Annotated in this window: 17 protein-coding genes; 11 read left to right on the forward strand and 6 right to left on the reverse strand. The window is 53.3% G+C overall.

The annotated features are described in order from the left end of the window. Nucleotides 1-6: 6 nt before the first annotated feature. The 8 genes from LVQ77_RS15240 to uspF all read left to right on the forward strand — a co-directional run bounded on the left by LVQ77_RS15240 (nt 7) and on the right by uspF (nt 9,380). Nucleotides 7-819: an ABC transporter permease gene (locus tag LVQ77_RS15240; RefSeq protein WP_232863848.1), complete on the forward strand. Its 813-nt coding sequence runs from the start codon at nt 7-9 to the stop codon at nt 817-819. Between the two features lie 9 nt (nt 820-828). Beyond that, nucleotides 829-1,593: an ATP-binding cassette domain-containing protein gene (locus LVQ77_RS15245; RefSeq protein ID WP_232904864.1), complete on the forward strand. Its 765-nt coding sequence runs from the start codon at nt 829-831 to the stop codon at nt 1,591-1,593. Nucleotides 1,594-1,608: 15 nt separating this feature from the next. Next, nucleotides 1,609-2,322, forward strand: a complete 714-nt coding sequence (locus LVQ77_RS15250) for an urea amidolyase associated protein UAAP1 (RefSeq protein WP_232904866.1) — start codon at nt 1,609-1,611, stop codon at nt 2,320-2,322. Beyond that, nucleotides 2,316-2,951, forward strand: a complete 636-nt coding sequence (locus LVQ77_RS15255; protein WP_232863851.1) for an urea amidolyase associated protein UAAP2 — start codon at nt 2,316-2,318, stop codon at nt 2,949-2,951. Before LVQ77_RS15250 ends, LVQ77_RS15255 begins: the two co-directional genes overlap by 7 nt. 78 nt (nt 2,952-3,029) lie before the next feature. Beyond that, the gene (locus LVQ77_RS15260) at nt 3,030-6,554 is read left to right on the forward strand and encodes a 5-oxoprolinase/urea amidolyase family protein (RefSeq protein ID WP_232904868.1); all 3,525 of its coding nucleotides are present in this window, start codon (nt 3,030-3,032) and stop codon (nt 6,552-6,554) included. A 255-nt stretch (nt 6,555-6,809) separates the two neighbouring features. Next, nucleotides 6,810-8,192 carry an MFS transporter gene (locus LVQ77_RS15265; RefSeq protein WP_154151135.1) on the forward strand — a complete coding sequence of 461 codons (1,383 nt, stop codon included), beginning with the start codon at nt 6,810-6,812 and terminating at the stop codon, nt 8,190-8,192. A 258-nt stretch (nt 8,193-8,450) separates the two neighbouring features. Continuing rightward, nucleotides 8,451-8,741, forward strand: coding sequence for an HTH-type transcriptional regulator (locus LVQ77_RS15270; protein ID WP_151993734.1), 291 nt, complete (start codon nt 8,451-8,453; stop codon nt 8,739-8,741). A 204-nt stretch (nt 8,742-8,945) separates the two neighbouring features. Then, nucleotides 8,946-9,380: a universal stress protein UspF gene (uspF, locus tag LVQ77_RS15275; protein WP_151993735.1), complete on the forward strand. Its 435-nt coding sequence runs from the start codon at nt 8,946-8,948 to the stop codon at nt 9,378-9,380. A 122-nt stretch (nt 9,381-9,502) separates the two neighbouring features. Here uspF and tcp read toward each other — a convergent pair whose 3' ends face one another. From tcp to LVQ77_RS15295, 4 genes are all read right to left on the reverse strand, one after another. Continuing rightward, nucleotides 9,503-11,161 (reverse strand): methyl-accepting chemotaxis citrate transducer, encoded by a 1,659-nt coding sequence (gene tcp / locus LVQ77_RS15280; protein ID WP_232863853.1) that lies wholly within the window; start codon nt 11,159-11,161, stop codon nt 9,503-9,505. A 169-nt stretch (nt 11,162-11,330) separates the two neighbouring features. After that, nucleotides 11,331-13,400, reverse strand: coding sequence for a glycine--tRNA ligase subunit beta (gene glyS, locus LVQ77_RS15285; protein ID WP_232904870.1), 2,070 nt, complete (start codon nt 13,398-13,400; stop codon nt 11,331-11,333). Nucleotides 13,401-13,409: 9 nt separating this feature from the next. After that, nucleotides 13,410-14,321 carry a glycine--tRNA ligase subunit alpha gene (gene glyQ / locus LVQ77_RS15290; RefSeq protein WP_034460421.1) on the reverse strand — a complete coding sequence of 304 codons (912 nt, stop codon included), beginning with the start codon at nt 14,319-14,321 and terminating at the stop codon, nt 13,410-13,412. 119 nt (nt 14,322-14,440) lie between these two features. After that, nucleotides 14,441-14,758: a YsaB family lipoprotein gene (locus LVQ77_RS15295; protein ID WP_226812018.1), complete on the reverse strand. Its 318-nt coding sequence runs from the start codon at nt 14,756-14,758 to the stop codon at nt 14,441-14,443. Nucleotides 14,759-14,895: 137 nt separating this feature from the next. Here LVQ77_RS15295 and LVQ77_RS15300 point away from each other — a divergent pair, with 137 nt between their 5' ends. After that, nucleotides 14,896-15,891 carry an acyltransferase gene (locus LVQ77_RS15300; RefSeq protein WP_232904871.1) on the forward strand — a complete coding sequence of 332 codons (996 nt, stop codon included), beginning with the start codon at nt 14,896-14,898 and terminating at the stop codon, nt 15,889-15,891. Here LVQ77_RS15300 and LVQ77_RS15305 read toward each other — a convergent pair. Next, nucleotides 15,888-16,805, reverse strand: coding sequence for a GlxA family transcriptional regulator (locus LVQ77_RS15305; RefSeq protein ID WP_232904872.1), 918 nt, complete (start codon nt 16,803-16,805; stop codon nt 15,888-15,890). The genes LVQ77_RS15300 and LVQ77_RS15305 overlap by 4 nt on opposite strands. Beyond that, nucleotides 16,805-17,344 carry an isochorismatase family protein gene (locus LVQ77_RS15310; protein ID WP_232904874.1) on the reverse strand — a complete coding sequence of 180 codons (540 nt, stop codon included), beginning with the start codon at nt 17,342-17,344 and terminating at the stop codon, nt 16,805-16,807. The genes LVQ77_RS15305 and LVQ77_RS15310 overlap by 1 nt, the downstream gene beginning before the upstream one ends. A gap of 177 nt (nt 17,345-17,521) precedes the next feature. Between LVQ77_RS15310 and LVQ77_RS15315 the strand changes: the two genes are divergently transcribed. Both LVQ77_RS15315 and LVQ77_RS15320 read left to right on the forward strand, forming a co-directional pair. Next, nucleotides 17,522-18,541, forward strand: a complete 1,020-nt coding sequence (locus LVQ77_RS15315; protein WP_232904876.1) for a LacI family DNA-binding transcriptional regulator — start codon at nt 17,522-17,524, stop codon at nt 18,539-18,541. A 110-nt stretch (nt 18,542-18,651) separates the two neighbouring features. Further along, on the forward strand, nt 18,652-19,401 hold the full coding sequence (locus tag LVQ77_RS15320) for a sugar phosphate isomerase/epimerase family protein (protein ID WP_232904878.1): 750 nt from the start codon (nt 18,652-18,654) through the stop codon (nt 19,399-19,401). Nucleotides 19,402-19,403 lie beyond the last annotated feature (2 nt).

Consider the following 19,403-nt stretch of genomic DNA (forward strand, 5'->3'; position numbering starts at 1 on the left):
TGCCCGATGCGCAAAATCATTAACTATCACCCTCAGCCAATGACCCGAGTGCTGATGGGCGCCTTGCCATTAGTCGCGCTGATTTTCTTCTATCTGGTGTCGTCTGATGCCCGCCTCGCCGCCAACAGTTACGACAAACTGCTGCCGGGGTTTGATGCAATGTGGGCGGCTATCGACCGCATGGCGTTCACGCCAAGCCCGCGTACCGGGGAATATCTGTTCTGGACGGACAGTGCGGCAAGCCTGCTTCGCCTTCTGGTCGGCGTGGGGCTAAGCGCATTTCTGGCGCTGATTTTTGGCCTGTTTTGCGGGGCGCTGCCAGTTGTGCGTTCGGTGCTTTCACCGCTGATTACCCTGATAGCGCTGGTCCCACCGCTGGCGATTTTACCGATTCTTTTCATCACCTTTGGTTTGGGAGAAGTGTCAAAAGTGGTGCTGATTGTCATCGGCATTACGCCGTTTATCGTGCGCGATTTACAGCTCCAGGTGCAGGCGATTCCCCACGAACAAATGGTAAAAGCCCAGACGCTGGGCGGCCACAGTGCACAAATTCTCTGGCGCGTCGTTCTGCCACAACTGTTGCCACGCCTGATTGATGCGGTGCGTTTGTCGCTGTGTTCCGCCTGGCTGTTCCTGATTGCCGCCGAAGCGATTGCCGCCACCGAAGGGCTGGGTTACCGCATCTTCCTGATGCGCCGTTATATGGCGATGGACGTAATTTTGCCGTACGTGGCGTGGATTACGCTGCTGGCTTTCACCCTCGACCTGCTGCTGCGCGTGGTTAACCGCCGCTGCTTCCCGTGGTACTACGCAAAATAAGGAGGCGCTATGGCGTTGCTCGAACTGAAAAATATCGAAAAGCACTACGGCGACCAGGTGGTGCTGGAACGGCTGAATGTCAGGGTGGAAGAAGGCGAGTTTGTCTCGATTGTCGGCGCTTCAGGCTGCGGGAAAACCACCTTTCTGAAGATGCTTCTCGGCACGGAATCAGCCACCAAAGGCGAATTTTTGCTGGATGGAAAACCTATCTCACAAGAACCGGATGCTCAGCGTGGCGTGGTTTTCCAGCGCTACTCGGTGTTTCCGCACCTCACCGTAATTGGCAATGTGATGCTGGCGGAGGAGTTCAGCACCGCTCGCTGGTTGGGCCGTGTATGGGGCAAGAAACGCCGGGAAATTCGTGAACGCGCCCGCGCCATGCTCGATCAAGTCGGCTTACTACCCGCACAAAACAAATACCCGCACCAACTTTCTGGCGGTATGCAGCAGCGCCTGGCGCTGGCTCAGGCATTGATGAAACAGCCACGCATTCTGCTGCTTGATGAGCCTTTTGGCGCACTCGACCCCGGCATTCGCAACGAAATGCACTTGCTGATAAGCGATTTGTGGGAGCGCCACCGCCTGACCATTTTCATGATTACGCATGACCTGAAAGAGGGATTTTCGCTCGGTTCACGTCTGTGGGTGTTCGACAAAGTGCGTCACGACCCGCAAGCACCGGACCGCTGGGGTGCGAGCATTACCTACGATATCCCACTTGATAAGAAACCCGCCAGCGCGGTGGATGCCGAACCCGAACGTAAAGTCGCCTGAACTAAGGAGCCAAACATGACCTACCAAACCGAACTCCCCGCGGGCAGCCACTGGTCGCTGATCATGCGCCGTGGCACCGCGTTGACGCTTACCGACATTGACGGAGGAGTGAACGCCGCCGCACTGTTTTACAACCCGGAAAACCTGCTGGAGCGCTATAACGCGCCGGACACCCTGAAATGCCAGCACACTTTCCGCTTAACCGCCGGGCATTGCCTGTATTCCGATATGGGCCGCATTTTCTGCGGAATCGAACAAGACATTTTCGGCTGGCATGAAACCGTCTGCGGCAGCAGTAACGCCGCACAAATCGCGCAGCAATTTGGTGCGCTGGATTACCAGCAAGCCCGCAACGAACGCCACCAAAACGGCTACGACAGCTTCCTGATTGAACTGGCGAAATACGGCCTTGGCAAACGCGACATGGCGGCAAATATCAACTTTTTTGCCAAAGTCACCGCAAGCGATGAAGGCGATTTAAAACTGGAACAACAGGGGCTTGCGGGCGCGTCCGTCACGCTGCGTTTTGCGATGGACACCTTAGTGATTCTGCATACCTGCCCGCATCCGCTGAATGAGGCAATGACTTACCCGCGCCAGGCGCTCGGCATTCAACTGGACGCCACCCGCCAGCCACTGCCAGAAATCTGCCTGCAACGTGAAGAAAACTGCCGTGGCCTGCATAACAACGAACTTTATATCCTGACTGAAGGAGCCTGCGGATGCTGACTGAAAGCCCACGCCATACAGAAACCGCCCAGCTCAAAGCCACGGTAAACGCCGGAGATTACTGGGTTTATCGCCTGCAAGAAGGCCAGACGCTGCGCATTACCGATCTGGAAGGCAACCAGGCGGCGGATACGCTGTTTTATAACGCCGACGACACCGCCGAACGCTATAGCGTAACCGATACACTGCGCGGCCAGCGCAACGTTTTCCTCACCAGTGGCAGCGTTTTGCGCTCGAACGAAGACCGCCCGATGCTGGAAATTGTGGCCGATACCTGTGGCCGCCACGACACTCTCGGCGGTGCCTGCGCCACCGAAAGCAACACCGTGCGTTACTCATTAGAAAAACGCCATATGCACGCCTGCCGCGACAGCTGGCTGCTCGCCGTGGCGCAGCACCCGGAATATGGCCTGACGCGCCGCGACATCACCCACAACATCAATTTCTTTATGAACGTGCCGGTCACTCAAGAAGGCGGATTGCAGTTTGCCGATGGCATTTCAGCACCGGGGAAATACGTCGAACTGGTGGCGAAAATGAATGTTCTGGTGCTGATCTCCAACTGCCCGCAGCTCAACAACCCTTGCAACGGTTACAACCCAACGCCGATTGAAGTCGCCGTCTGGTAATCATTTAGCGCTGCGGGACGGCCCGCACTCCAGCGCCCGAATTGACAGCAGGACGACCTGCGAGCCTGAGAAACCGCTATGTTTAAACGAGTCTTGATTGCCAACCGTGGCGCGATTGCGGTGCGTATCATCCGCACCCTCAAGCAAATGGGCATCACCGCGATTGCGGTTTATGCCGAAGCCGACAAACACTCCCAACACGTGCGCCAGGCCGATCTCGCCTTCTCTTTAGGCGACGGCAACGTGCGCGAAACGTACCTCAACCAGGACAAACTGTTTGCGATCCTCAAAGAATGTGGCGCAGAAGCAGTGCATCCGGGTTACGGTTTTTTGAGTGAAAACGCCAGTTTTGTCGAGCGCTGCGACAGTGAAAATATCGTGTTCCTTGGCCCCACCGTTGAACAAATGGCGGCTTTCGGCCTTAAACATCGCGCCCGTGAACTGGCAGAGTTGAACCATGTTCCGCTGCTTTCCGGTAGCGGCCTGTTGACTTCGCTGGATGTCGCACTGGAAGAAGCAAACCGCATCGGCTATCCGGTGATGCTGAAAAGCACGGCGGGCGGCGGCGGAATTGGTATGCAGTGTTGCGACAACGCATCCGCATTGAAAGAAGCATTTACTCGCGTAAAACGCCTCGCAGGCAACAACTTCTCCGACGATGGCGTCTTTTTAGAGAAATTTATCGCCCACGCTCGCCATATCGAAGTGCAGGTCTTTGGTGACGGAGCGGGCAACGTTATCGCACTGGGCGAACGCGATTGTTCAGCACAGCGCCGCAACCAAAAAGTCATTGAAGAAACTCCCGCACCACGCTTGTCTGACGCGACCCGCAGTGCCCTGCACCGCACGGCGGTCGAGCTTTGCAGCGCGGTGAATTATCGCAGTGCCGGAACGGTGGAATACGTTTACGACGACATCAGCGAGCAGTTCTGGTTCCTCGAAGTCAACACGCGTTTGCAGGTGGAACATGGCGTGACCGAGATGGTTTATGGCGTGGATATTGTGAGCTGGATGGTGGCGTTGGGTGCAAATGAGCTGCCCGCACTCGAAACTTTGCGCACTTCGCCGCAGGGCCATGCGATTCAGGTGCGCGTGTATGCCGAAGATCCAGCGAAGAACTTCCAGCCGGTGGCCGGGCTGTTAAGCGAGGTGATATTCCCGCCAGAGGTTGACGGCGCAACGCTTCGCGTCGATCACTGGCTGGCGACGGGCTGTGAAGTGTCACCATTTTATGACCCGATGCTGGCAAAAGTCATTGTTCATGCGGATTCTCGCGAGCAGGCGCTTTCTTCGCTTGCAAACGCTTTGCAGCAAACGTCGCTGTATGGCATCGAAACCAACCTAAACTGGCTGCGATATTTGCTGACTTTGCCAGAAGTGCAGCAAGGGCGAGTGATTACCGCCACGCTCGGCAAGGTGAACTGGCAACCTGCGACGCTGGATGTGTTGACCGGCGGTACCATGACCACCATTCAGGATGCACCGGGGCGCAGCGGTTACTGGCATGTCGGCGTGCCGCCTTCCGGGCCGTTCGACAACCGCGCCTTTACCGTCGGCAATAAATTGTTGGGGAACAACGCGCAAGCCGCTGGACTGGAAATCACCTTACGCGGCCCGACGCTGCGCTTTAATCAACCGTGTGCATTCGTGCTAACCGGGGCTGAAATTGCCGCAAAACTGGATGATAAAACGGTTTCAACGGGTGTGGTCGTCAATGCCAACGCGGGGCAAGTTTTAACGCTCGGCGATATTATCGGCGCGGGTTGCCGCAGCTATTTGCTACTGGCGGGTGGGCTGAATTGCCCGCAATATCTCGGCAGCCGCAGCACCTTTACGCTGGGTAAATTTGGCGGACACGCCGGGCGCGCTTTACGTGCCGGAGATGTGCTGCATCTTGCCGCCGCCGAGCACCGCACCGCCGCGTCGTTAGCCGCAGAAGATTATCCGCAGCTCAGCAATAACTGGCAGTTGCGCGTGGTTTACGGCCCGCACGGCGCGCCTGAGTTTTTCACAGAACAAGATATTGAGGAATTTTTTGCCGCCCGCTGGCAGGTGCATTACAACTCGAGCCGTACCGGTATTCGCCTGATTGGCCCGAAACCAGCGTGGGCGCGCAGCGATGGCGGTGAGGCGGGAATGCACCCGTCAAATATTCACGACAACGCCTACGCTTTCGGCACCGTGGATTTTACCGGCGACATGCCGGTGATCCTCGGCCCGGACGGCCCGTCGCTCGGCGGATTTGTCTGCCCGGCGACGGTGATTAGTGACGATTTGTGGAAGCTCGGGCAGCTTAAAGCCGGGGACACAATTGAGTTTGTCGCGGTAAGTCTGGATGACCGCCCAGCTCAATCGCCAATCCTCTACCACGATCCCGCCAACAACGGCATGCCATCCCTCACCATCCGCGCGGCGGGTGACCGCTTTTTACTGGTGGAATACGGCGAGCAAGTGCTGGATATCGCGCTGCGTTTTCGCGTTCACGCACTGATGCATTGGCTGGAAGCGCTTCCGCAGGAAGGCCGTCTGGAACTGACGCCAGGCATTCGTTCGCTACAAATTCATTTCGACAATCACCTTTGCCCGCGCCAGCAATTACTGGAAACGATTATCACCGCCGATCACGCGCTGGCCGATTTGCAGAACGCCAAAGTGCCATCGCGTACCGTCTGGCTGCCGCTAAGCTGGGACGATGCCGCCTGCCGCGAAGCGATAACTCGCTACACCCAGTCGGTTCGCCCCGGAGCGCCGTGGTGCCCGAGCAATATCGAATTTATTCGCCGTATTAATGGGCTGGACTCCATTGAAGAGGTGAAAAAAATCGTCTTTGACGCCAGCTATTTAGTGATGGGTTTGGGGGATGTTTACCTGGGCGCACCCGTCGCCACGCCGCTTGACCCGCGTCACCGCCTGGTCACCACCAAATACAACCCGGCGCGCACCTGGACTGCGGAAAACTCCGTGGGAATCGGTGGCGCTTATATGTGCGTTTACGGTATGGAAGGTCCTGGCGGCTATCAGTTTATCGGGCGAACCCTGCAAATGTGGAACCGCGACCGCCAGACTGAAGTTTTCACCAAACCGTGGCTGCTGCGCTTTTTCGACCAGATTCGCTTTTACGAAGTCAGTGCCGAAGAGCTGCTGGAAATCCGCGAGCGTTTCCCGTGGGGCGACTATCCGCTGCGCATTGAGGACGGGGAATTTAGCCTCGATGCGTATCAGCAAATGCTTGAGCAAGAAGCCGAAACTATCGACACCTTCCAGCAGCAACGCCAACACGCGTTTGATGAAGAACTGGCGCGCTGGCGGGCGGAGGGGCAATTCACATTTGACAGCGCGCTTGATGAAACGCCGACCAACGACGAGTTCATTCCCGACTCCTGTTGCGGAGTGGAAAGCCAGGTCGCCGGAAGCGTGTGGCAATGGCTGGTTGAGCCAGGCGAGCAGGTGAAAGCAGGGCAAACCATTGGCATTCTGGAGTCGATGAAAATGGAAATCCCTATTACCTCGCCGGTTGATGGCGTTATTCGCACCTTCCAGCGCCAGCAGGGCCACCAGGTTCATGCCGGGCAATTATTGATGGTGATTGAAACCGCAGCATAAACGTAAATGTTGCTTGATTGTTAAGCCCCTCACAAATCCGGTGACATCCTGTCGCCGGAAATCTCATTTCAACCTATTAATATTTAACGCTTAATTTGACTCGCTCTGCTGACACCTACGTAATCAGTACGATAATCGCACACAAACACCTGCCGGATGATTGCCCAATAGCCTGCTGAGTGGTTTGATTTAACGAACGATTAACGAATTATTGTTCGATAATCGAACACCTCAGCATCCTTCAGGACGTGCCTTATGACAAAGACAACAACGACAGATATTCAGGCATTTATTAACAATAATAAGTTTTCCAGATATCAGTGGATGATCCTTATCCTCTGTTTCATTACGGTGGCGTTGGACGGCTTCGATACCGCGATTATTGGTTTTATCGCCTCTGATCTGGTGCAGGAATGGGGCGTGCAGAAATCTGACCTTGGCCCGGTGATGAGTGCGGCATTGGTCGGATTGGCGGTGGGTGCGTTAACCGCCGGGCCAATGGCTGACCGCATCGGGCGCAAAAAAGTGTTGGTGTTGTCGATTCTGGTATTCGGTGGTTTTAGCCTGCTGACAGCATTTGCTACCAGTCTGACATCACTCGCTCTCCTGCGTTTCCTTACCGGGCTTGGTCTGGGTGCGGCAATGCCAAACGCAGCAACGCTGATGTCAGAATACGCACCGGAACGTAAACGCGCACTGCTGGTGAACCTGATGTTTGTCGGCTTCCCGATTGGTTCTTCAATGGGTGGCTTTGTCTCCGCATGGATGATCCCGCATTACGGCTGGCAGAGCGTACTGGTGCTGGGCGGCGTGATGCCACTCATTCTTTCTGTGGTGCTGATGATTTGGCTGCCGGAATCCGCACGTTATCTGGTGGTAAAAAACAAACCGCAGAAAGATATCGCCACGATTTTAAAACGCATTGCCCCGCTGCCATCAGGCGAAAACCTGCGCTTCGTGCTTAACGAAGTCGGCGGTCATATCAAAGATAAAACCGCGCTGGGCGTGATTTTCTCGCCACGATATCTGGTGGGAACCTTAATGCTGTGCCTGACCTATTTTATGGGCCTGCTGATTTTCTATCTCCTGACCAGCTGGCTGCCGCTGCTGATTCGTGAAACCGGCGCGACACTCAGTCAGGCGTCGATTATCACTGCGCTGTTCCCGCTCGGCGGCGGCATTGGCGTGCTGATTATTGGTGCTCTGATGGACAAGCTGAACCCGAATAAAGTCGTCGCGGTGGGTTATTTACTGACGGGCCTGTTCGTCTGCCTGGTCGGTTTCTCCACCTCAAGCCTGGTATTAATGGGCGTGATGGTGTTTATCGCGGGCACCATTATGAACGGCGCACAATCGTCGATGCCTGCGCTGGCGGCAGGTTTTTACCCCACGCAAGGGCGTGCAACTGGTGTGGCGTGGATGTTAGGGCTGGGGCGTTTCGGCGGGATTCTTGGGGCGTTTAGTGGCGCATTCCTGATGCAAGCTGAACTGTCGTTCAAAACTATTTTCATGCTACTGGCAATTCCGGCACTACTTTCCGCCACCGCGTTGATGGTGAAATCCTGGGCGGGCCAGCGCACATTGGCAGAGAACCGCGCCAATAACCACGAGCTGGATAAAGTTACGCAAAAAGCATGATGGAAAAATCTATAAGCACGGCGGGCCAGTCCCGCCGTTTTGCGTAAAATGCATAACCATTTACAAATTTATACTCAAGCCCGCTCATCACAGGCTTTTCAATTCGTTATACCGCTTAGTTTTTTTGCTGAAACGCATAAGCCTGACGCTGCAAGAAAATAGTTAGCCTGAAAACCATCGGCACGCTTTTTTTCCAACTACTCTTAATAGGCTTCTTACCGTTCACGAGGTCGATGTGTGATTTATGAGGAGTTCTCGATGGAATACAAAGATCCAATGTTTGAGCTGCTAAGTAACCTTGAGCAGATTGTTTTTAAAGATAAGCATCAAACGATGGCACTTAATGATAAGCCCAATGCATTTTCTGAATTTGAACAACTTAGAAAAAGTACCGGGCTTAAGATTGATGATTTCGCCCGCGCAATGGGTGTGAGTGTTTCAATGGTACAGGAGTGGGAATCAAAACGACTCAGACCCTCCAATACCGAGCTGAAGTTGATGCGCTTAATGCAAGCGAATCCAACGATCAGTAAGCAGTTGATGGAATGATTTTGTACTTTGTACCCTGATTGCCTTGTCCCAAAATTGTTAACCAAAACCCCGCCTGAGCGGGGTTTGTCGTTTTGAAAGCTACGTAAATAGTATGAAACGAAACGGCAATGCTCGAAAATCTGACCTGTGTCACTCCCGTAATCACAAATCTAATCCATAACTTAATGAGGGTTATTAACACGTAAAGCAAAAGGAGGTTGTATGTCTAAGAAAATCCTGGTTCCTATCGATATTTCCGAAACTGAGCTGACACAGCAGGTTATCCCTCATGTAGAAGGGTATGCAAAGCAGGACGATGCCACGATCCACTTCCTGGCCGTCATCCCTGACTATACCTATTTTGCCGCTTACGGCCTGGGCTATACCTCGATTGCACCAGATGCCAGGGAAAGGGAAGCTGCCGCCATGGAATCGCTGAGCGAAATAGTGGCTAAATTTAACCTGCCTGAAGATCGGATTGAAAAGCATGTTCTGAGCGGTTCGCCGAAAGATCATATTCTCCAACTGGCCGATGACATTGACGCCGATGTGATTATTCTGGCCTCCCACCGCCCAAGCATGTCTACCTATCTTCTTGGCTCAAACGCCGCCGCCGTAGTTCGCCATGCAAAATGCTCAGTACTCGTGGTTCGCTGAATCATTAAAAAACCCCGTATAGGGCTAACGCCATTAGTTTAAGAGCAAGGTATTTGGGGCGACCACCGGGTTTGGCATCCCTTCGGGAACCAAGTCCCGGTGTTTGTCGTTTATGGCGCGGCTCAGAACGTTTCCCAATTTGCATCAGAGCTTGCAGGTTGCGGCTTCAACGATGTTGGTTTTATACGTGGTGCTCGGGCTGGAGGTATAATTTCTTGCCTGGAATTTTGCTCTATTCGGAACACGGCTACAGCCTGGCGCAACTGGCGGGCCTGGTCTTCCAGTGCAGACGCGGCGGCAGCCGATTCTTCCACCAGCGAGGCGTTTTGCTGAGTCACACTGTCCATTTCTGAAACCGCCTGCGCCACCTGTTCGATACCCTTGCTCTGCTCATCAGATGCCGATGAAATCTCGCTCATAATGTCAGTAACACGGGTCACAGCCGAGACAATTTCCTTCATCGTATCGCCAGCCTCACGAACCTGATTTGAACCGGTATCAATTCGGGAAACCGAGTTCTCAATCAGCACCTTAATCTCTTTTGCGGCCTGGGCACTACGGCTAGCAAGCGTTCGGACTTCCCCTGCCACCACGGCAAAACCACGTCCCTGCTCACCCGCACGAGCCGCTTCTACTGCCGCATTTAGCGCCAGAATATTGGTCTGGAACGCAATACCATCGATAACGCTGGTGATATCAACAATTTTCTCAGAGCTTTCAGCAATTTCGTTCATGGTGTTAACCACGCTGTCCACCACTCGACCACCTTTTAACGCAGTATCCGAGGCGTTCTTCGCAAGATGTGTCGCCTGGCGTGCGTTGTCGGTGTTCTGTTTCACCGTAGCGGTAAGCTGTTCCATACTGGCGGCAGTCTCTTCCAAAGAGGCCGCTTGCTGTTCAGTTCGGGATGACAGATCGCTGCTGCCAGCCGAGATTTCACTCGCCCCAGTGTAGATAGAATCAGCGTTGTCACGCACTGTGCTTACGGTACGAACCAGAGATTGCTGCATAGCATTCAGACCAGCCGCAAGTTTGCTCATCTCACTACGCCCTTCGGCATCAATGCGACGAGTCAGATCGCCTTCCGAAATGGCGCTAATATGCTCCATCACGCCTTGTAATGGGCGCAGCAGTACACGTTGTAAACCCAACCAAATCAATACGATTACCGCAATCACAATCAGCAGAATCGTCCCAAGCGTCCACTGCATATTGGTGAAGCTGCGCTGGTTTTCTTCACTCGCCGCCTGTAGCAGCGCAGTGTTCTGTGTCAGCCATTGGTCATAAACCGCTTTCATGTCGTCCTGCGCCTGCTGTGCTTCGAGGTTTCCGTAGGCTTCGTAGTTATCCGCACGCAAGAACTCGATAGATTGTTTCAGCACCTCGTACATTTTCTGGTAACGCACCTCGGCCTGGTTGTCGATGGACTCATCCTGGCCTTCAACATGCGGTGATTCTTTATAATTTCTAAAGTATTTCTCTGCGTCACTAAGTGAGAGCGTCGCACCCGCCAGTAGCTTATTCATGGCTTCCAGTGCCGCAGGATCTCGCTGATTTTTCAGCATCCGAATGGCGACCCGGTTGATGGTGACACGTGTTTGCACCAGCGTCTGGAAACTGCCGCCTAATTGCTGTTGTTGATAGTTTAGAAGCCCGGTGTTCTGGAAGTTCTGCCGGTCGTTACTAACAGAGGAGTAATACAGCGAGCCGGTGACCAGCAATAACACGCTGAAAATGCTCAGCGTGATGATGATCCCCGTTATAACTTTGATATTTTTCATTATGTGTAGCGCGCCTGTAGGAATGAATGTTCTTTTATTCATTATCGGTTTTGCTAATTTTTACTTTAGACACCCAGACGTGGGTCGGCTGCTAGTACATTGATAAGAAAGAGTAAATAGTTGGCGAAAAAAAACCCGCCGGAGCGGGTTCGTTAAAACAGCAGAGAACTTATTGCAGCAGAGAAATATCCGCAACCTGCAAGAACAGCTCACGCAGTTTGGAAAGCAGCGTCAGGCGGTTAATACGCAGCTCTTTGTCTTCTGCGTTAACCATCACTTTGTCGAAGAATTTATCGACCGGTTCACGCAGCGCAGCCAGTTCTACTAACGCTTCCTGGTAGCGGCCTTCAGCGAAGAATGGCTCCAGTTTATCGCGCAGGATAACCAACTGACGGGCGAGATCCATTTCTTCCGCTTCTTTCAGGACCGAAGCACGCACGTGGTCTTGCAGCGTTTCGTCTGACTTCGCCAGAATGTTGGAAACACGCTTGTTCGCAGCGGCCAAAGCTGACGCCGCTTCCAGGGTACGGAAGTGCGAAACCGCTTTCATGCGCGCATCGAAATCAGCAGGTTTAGTTGGACGACGCGCCAGCACGGCCTGGATGGTATCCACGCTGTGGCCTTCTTCCTGATACCAGGCGCGGAAACGGCCCAGCATAAAGTCGATGACTTCGTCGGTAACCTTCTGGTTGGTCAGCTTATCACCGTAAAGACGCACGGCCTCTTCGGTCAGAGTTTGCAGATCAAGCGGCAGGTTTTTCTCAACGATGATACGCAGAACACCAAGGGCTGCACGACGCAGAGCAAACGGGTCTTTGTCGCCTTTCGGATGCTGGCCAATGCCGAAGATGCCCGCGAGGGTATCCATTTTATCGGCGATTGCCACAGCACAGGCCACCAGGTTAGACGGCAGTGCATCACCCGCAAAGCGCGGCTGATACTGCTCGTTGAGCGCAACAGCAACGTCTTCGGCTTCGCCGTCGTGAAGCGCATAGTGCATGCCCATCACGCCCTGGGTGTCGGTAAACTCGAACACCATGTTGGTCATCAGGTCGCATTTAGACAGTAAACCGGCGCGCGTTGCGTGGTTTACGTCTGCGCCAATCTGGCCAGCAATCCAGCCTGAAAGGGCTTCGATGCGGTTAGTTTTGTCGCGCAGCGTACCGAGCTGTTGCTGGAACAGAACGGTTTCCAGACGCGGCAAGTTATCTTCGAGACGCTTTTTACGGTCGCTGTTGAAGAAGAACTCGGCATCTGCCAGGCGCGGACGTACAACTTTCTCGTTACCAGAGATAATCTGAATCGGGTCTTTCGACTCGATGTTGGCAACAAAGATAAAGTTCGGCAGCAATTTGCCGTCGTTGGCGTAAACCGGGAAGTACTTCTGGTCACCTTTCATGGTGTGAACCAGCGCTTCCGCAGGAACGGCGAGGAATTTCTCTTCGAATTTCGCGGTCAGAACCACCGGCCATTCCACCAGAGAAGTCACTTCTTCAAGCAGGCTTTCGCTCAGGTCAGCGTTGCCGCCAATCTTGCGAGCCGCTTCTTCAGCGCCTTCTTTGATAACCGCTTTACGCTGCTCGTAGTCGGCAATGACTTTGCCGCGGGTGAACAGAATTTCAGGGTATTGATCGGCATTGTCGATGGTGAATTCTGGCTCGCCCATAAAGCGGTGGCCACGAATCACACGGTCAGATGCGATACCCAGAATGTTCGCTGGAATCACTTCCTCACCCAACAGCAGGGTCACAGTGTGAACCGGACGCACGAATTGGGTGTTGTTATCGCCCCAACGCATCAGTTTTGGAATCGGCAATTTGGTCAGCGCGGTGGCAATCATCGCAGGCAGAAGGGCTTGCGCGCTTTCACCTTTAACGTGCGCACGGTACAGCAGCCATTCGCCTTTGTCGGTCGCCAGACGTTCAGCCTGATCAACGGTGATGCCACAACCACGAGCCCAGCCTTCAGCGGCTTTGCTTGGTTTGCCTTCTGCGTCAAATGCCGCAGAGATAGCCGGGCCACGTTTTTCAACTTCACGGTCAGGCTGAGACTCCGCCAGATTAGAAATTTTCAGGGCCAGACGGCGTGGGGCTGCAAACCATTTTACTTCGCCGTGAGCGAGGTTAGCCGCATCCAGTTCCGCAGTAACGTTTGCAGCAAAGGATTCCGCCAGGCTGCGCAGGGCTTTTGGTGGCAGCTCTTCAGTGCCAATCTCCACCAGGAAAGTTTTTTCAGACATGGCAGCCTCTTATTTGTTCTTATTGCACATCGGGAAGCCAAGCGCTTCACGAGAAGCGTAATAGGCTTCGGCCACGGCTTTAGTCAGAGTACGAATACGCAGAATGTAGCGCTGGCGCTCGGTAACCGAGATGGCCTTGCGGGCATCAAGCAGGTTAAAGCTGTGCGCAGCTTTCAGAATGCGTTCGTAAGCAGGCAGCGGCAGTGGGTTTTCCAGCGCCAGCAGGTGCTGCGCTTCTTTCTCATACTGCTCAAAGCAGGAGAACAGGAAATCCACATCGGCGTGTTCGAAGTTGTAAGTTGATTGCTCAACTTCGTTCTGGTGGAACACGTCGCCATAAGTGGTTTTACCCAGCGGGCCATCGCTCCAGACCAGATCGTAAACGCTATCTACGCCCTGGATGTACATCGCCAGACGCTCTAAACCGTAAGTGATTTCACCGGTAACCGGTTTGCATTCCAGGCCGCCAACTTGCTGGAAGTAGGTGAACTGAGTCACTTCCATACCGTTGAGCCACACTTCCCAGCCCAGACCCCAGGCACCCAGCGTTGGGTTTTCCCAGTTGTCTTCTACGAAGCGAATGTCATGAATAGTTGGGTCCATACCCAGCTCTTTAAGCGACCCAAGGTACAGCTCCTGAATGTTGTCAGGAGAAGGCTTGATCACCACCTGGAACTGATAGTAGTGCTGTAAGCGGTTCGGGTTTTCACCGTAACGGCCATCGGTAGGACGGCGAGATGGCTGCACATATGCAGTCGCCATCGGCTCTGGCCCTAAAGCCCGTAGGCAGGTCATTGGGTGAGAGGTGCCGGCGCCGACTTCCATGTCCAAAGGTTGAACAATGGTGCAGCCCTGGCGCGCCCAGTAGTCCTGTAAAGTCAGGATCAGGCCTTGAAAGGTCTTGGTATCAAACTTTTGCATGTTGATTTCGCACGCGTTCGAGAGGGTTAAAAAGGGAAGCGGCCAGTATACCTGTTGAGTGCAAGATATACAGCCTGAATACACGCGTAATATCCGGCTGTTTGCCTTGTGTTGCGGCTTTATGTCGTCGAAAGGTGTAAGAATTGACCACTTTCGTCGAATGAGCAGGTAAACCCTTCCCGGCGAACAGTGCTGCCTTGAATCTCATAACTACCCTGATACTGCTTAAAATCGACAACGCTAATCTGTTGCTCGCGGGTGTTATAACGATATGCAGCTTCCTGCCGACAGGTTTCAATCATCGCATCACCTTCAACAATAGGGTGTTGTGCGACTTGCGCGTATTGCGGTTGTTGCTCTGGTGTACTGCAAGCGCTCAATAACAGAACGCAAAAAACGAGAGCCCAGCGGCTATTTTTTATTTTTGGCATCATCATTAGTTATCTGTAAGTTAAAATCTTTTCTGTTATTCAATAATTAACAGGTATTGAGCATTCTGCAAACCCGCATGACACCTTACAAGGGTGCTTACGCAAACTCAGATTAATACCCGCTTAAAACACCAGAGGAACGAATGCAGCAGAAAATTAACTGGATTGATAATTTACGCGGGATTGCGTGCCTTATGGTGGTCATGATCCACACCACAACCTGGTACATCACTAACGCAAATATTGTCACGCCATTTAGTTGGGATTTGTCGAACGTACTCAATTCTGCTTCTCGCGTCAGCGTTCCCCTGTTTTTCATGATTTCAGGTTATCTGTTTTTTGGTGAGCGCAGCGCACAACAACGCCACTTTTTGCGTATCGTCACATGCTTGCTGTTTTACAGCATAGTTGCGCTTATCTATATCAAGTTGCTCACCCCTATCAACGCTGGGCTTTCGCTGCGGTATATCCTGCAAAAACCAATGTTCTATCACCTGTGGTTCTTCTTTGCGATCATGGTGATATACCTGCTTTCACCGTTGATTCAGGTGAAAAAGGTTAATGCGATGGTGATTCTGGGGCTGATGGTTTTACTCGGTGTTATCGCCAACCCGAATACCGTGCCGCAGACGCTGGGCGGGGTGAAATGGCTGCCGATTAATTTATATATTCGCGGCGATACGTTTTATTACGTGCTGTATGGCTTACTGGGCCGAGCAATTGGCATGCTGGAAACGGATAAGCGCTGGATTAGCGGGCTGGCAGCAGGCTTGTTTGCGTTGTGTATCTTTTCAATTTCGACCGGCACGCGCCACCAGTTAGAAGTGAACGGTAATTTTGCCGATACTTTCTATGTTTATTGCGGGCCGCTGGTGTTTATCGCGGCGATTAGTTTATTGGTCGTGGTAAAAAACTGCCTTAATAACAGGCCATTGCCGGGTTTGGCTTTAATTTCTCAGCATTCGCTAGGGATTTACGGCTTCCATGCGTTAATTATTCACTTCTTGCGCACTCACGGTTATCAGCTAACCAGCTCGCCGGTCCTCGACATTTTGTGGATTTTCGGCGCAACACTCACAGGAAGTTTACTGCTGTCCATGGGATTACAGCGGCTGGATACGCGAAAATGGGTGAGCTAAGCATTCCTGGCGCGGGCACGGTGCAACTGGCGGGGCGAAGAAAAACCAGCAGCTATGGCCGCCTGCTCCATGCGTTGCCCCTGCAATAAGCGCTGTTCGGCGACTGCCAGGCGCAACTGCTCGAGATAATCCCGCACTGAAATCCCCAAATGCTGTTGAAAAAGCCGTGATAAATGGCGTGAGCTAACGTGAACTTTGTCGGCAATTTCCTGCACATCCCACGCCGATTCCGGTGCGGCTGACAACAAATCCTGCGCACGATGCACGGCCGGGTGGATGTGGTTGCGATAGCGCAGCCAGGGCGATAATTGCGGGTCATCACCCGAACGGCGAAACCACACCACCATTTCACGCGCCACGTCGAGTGCGGCTTTCGGGCCGCAGTAGCGGTTAATCAGATGCAGCGAGAGATCAATCCCGGAGGTAATTCCGGCACTCGTCCAGATGCCTCGGTCTTCGACAAAAATACGGTTTTCTTTCACCTGCGCGGTGGGCGCTGCTGCGCGCAATCTTGCCAGCACATCGTGGTGGGTGGTGCATTGCACGCCGTTCATCAGCCCCGCTTTCGCCGCCAGCAGCGAACCGGAACAGACGCACATTAAGTTGAGTTGTTGGCTATGAATTTGCGGTTGCAGCCGCGTCAGCCAGCGGCGCACCAGCTCGGCCTGTGGCGTATCAAAGTAGCGGTTTGAATCGCACACGCCCGACAGCACCAGCAAACTGCCTGGTGGGAAACTTTCCGGCAGCGGTTCGATGCCCGAAAAGTTAAGCCCGATGGAGGTGGAGACTTGTGGGTCCGGGCCGATGAAATGCAGATGAAATGCATCACCTGCCAACACCAGCGTTTCCGCAGGGCCGCTCAGGTCAAGAGACAGAACACCAGGCAACACAACGAACCAGACCCCAATACTCACTATAAAGACTCCAGGCACTCGGCAACGGTTTGAATGTGGGCAAAACGCCCTGCCAGCACGGTTTCCGTGCGATGGCGCAGAGTTTGCGTATCCAGCGTAACCCCTTTCCAGCTCATCGGGAAGGTGAGCATCGCTTCGCTAACAAATGAAACACGATAACCCAAATCGGACGCCACTCGCGTGGTGGTTTCGCAACATTGTTCGGTACGAATACCGCAGATAATCAGGTGGTTAATGTCACGCTGGCGCAGCCACAGATCGAGGCCGGTATCGGTAAACGCGTTGTGTACGTGTTTCTGGAACGCCACATCAGCGTGGTGCTGCAAGAAAGGCATCGCTTTAACGTAGCCGGAAGCCAGCGAGAACGGGCCTTCATCATCAACATGGAAGATATCCACCACCGGTATTTTCAAATCCTGGCAGCCGGAAATCAGCTGCGAAATGGCTTGCTGGAATGCCGGAAAGTCATCTTCTTGCCAGTATTCGCGATGGAAAAAAGATTGCTGCGTGTCGATATTAATCAGAGCGGAACGAGACATTTTCGGACTCCTAATCACTGGGTATGAACCCATTGTGACAAGGGTTAGCGTAGTTGCTAATACCAAAAACGGACAGAGTGAGGGTGAAATAGGACAATCTTCTGCTTAGCCATGCACACCGCCAGATTCAGCTGCAAAATGTGTTACTCTCCAGCCTGAAACCTTTCGGAGAAAACCATGATCAGCAAGGCAGCGCGCCCAACGATAAGCGACGTCGCAAGAGCGGCAAAGACCGGTAAAACCAGTATTTCCCGCTATCTTAACGGCGAGCAAAATGTCCTGTCTGACGACTTACGTTTGCGAATCGAAACCGCCATTGCTGAACTCGATTACCGTCCAAGCCAGATGGCTCGCGGCCTGAAACGTGGGCGCACACGCTTAATTGGCCTGATCATCGCCGATATCACCAACCCCTACTCTGTCGATGTTCTAAGCGGCATAGAAGCGGCCTGCCGTGAAAAAGGCTTTACGCCGCTGGTTTGTAACACAAATAACGAAGTCGATCAGGAACTACATTACCTGGATTTGCTGCATAGCTATCAGGTGGAAGGCATCGTAGTGAACGCCGTAGGTATGCGCGAAGAAGGGTTAAATCGCCTGCAACAATCCGCCCTACCGATGGTGCTTATCGATCGGAAAATCCCTGATTTTGCCTGCGATGTGGTCGGGCTGGATAACACTCAGGCTGCAACCACGGCAACCGAGCACCTTGTAGAACAGGGTTTTGAAGCCATTCTATTTCTGAGCGAACCACTCGGCACGGTGAACACTCGCCGCGAACGTCTGCAAGCATTCCACACAACGCTCAAACGCTATCCTGCTATTGTCGCCGAAAACGCCGAAGTGCCTTTGCATGAAGCCGATTTGATGGATAACACGCTGCGCCAGTTCCATTCCGGCCATCGGGGAATGCGTAAAGCGGTGATTTCCGCAAACGGCGCACTCACACTTCAGGTGGCCCGCTCCCTGCGGCGTATCGGCCTGCACTGGGGCTCCGATATTGGCCTACTAGGGTTTGATGAACTCGAATGGGCAGAGCTTGCGGGTGTTGGCATCACCACGCTAAAACAACCGACCTGGCAGATTGGTTACGCTGCTCTCGAGCAAGTCGTAAAGCGTATCGAAGGCGGTAGTGACACCGTTTATGAGCAGGTCTTTTCTGGCGAATTAATCGTTCGCGGCTCCACCACCCGTTAATCAATGTTCGTGATAGCGATCATAAATTAGACACTGCTGGCTTTTCTTTGGAACCGGTTCCATCTAGCGTAATAGTTATATTAGTTAGATGAGCCAGGCCGGAGAATTTTATGCCGAGAAAAATTATTGTCGTCACTGCCGCTTACGGGCATGACCGCATCGCAGCACTAGGCGGGCAACACGCCCTGCTGCCAATTATCGCCAATGCCGGAGCTGACGGCGTGGAAATCCGTCGCGAATTGTTCAATCACGCGCAACTGGATGTCCTGCCTGAGCTGGCGCAGCAAATTGCCGAACATCAACTAGAAGCCTGTTATTCCGCGCCGGAACCGCTGTTTGTGGAAGACGGCAAACTCAATCCGCTGATCCCTTCTTTGCTGCTTGAAGCTCACCAACTCAACGCAAGCTGGCTGAAACTTTCACTCGGCCATTTTCGCGGCAGCCAGCAGTTTTCTGTTTTGCAGCAGTGGCTGGTACAAAGCGACGTGGCTTTGGTGGTGGAAAATGACCAGACCAGCAGTGGCAAACTTGCTCCAATGCAACGCTTCCAGGCCGCCTGCAATGTGCTAAACCTTCCTGTGACGCTCACTTTTGATATGGCCAATTGGCTATGGGTTGATGAATCGCCAGAAGCTGCGGCACGCGTACTTGCACCGTCGGTCAGTTATATCCACGTGAAAGCCGCCGTAGCGCACCATTATCACTACCGGGCGATTGCGCTCGATGATGCCGAACCTCGCTGGCTGGAACTGCTTAATAGTCTGCCAGCAGATGCACCACGTGGGATTGAGTTCCCGCTTGAAGGCCGCGATTTGACGGCTGTAACCCGTCATTACGTCAATTTATTACGCGAGGAGTAAGC

Origin of the sequence: Buttiauxella cochleicola (assembly GCF_021282435.1) — a bacterium.
GTDB lineage: Bacteria > Pseudomonadota > Gammaproteobacteria > Enterobacterales > Enterobacteriaceae > Buttiauxella > Buttiauxella massiliensis.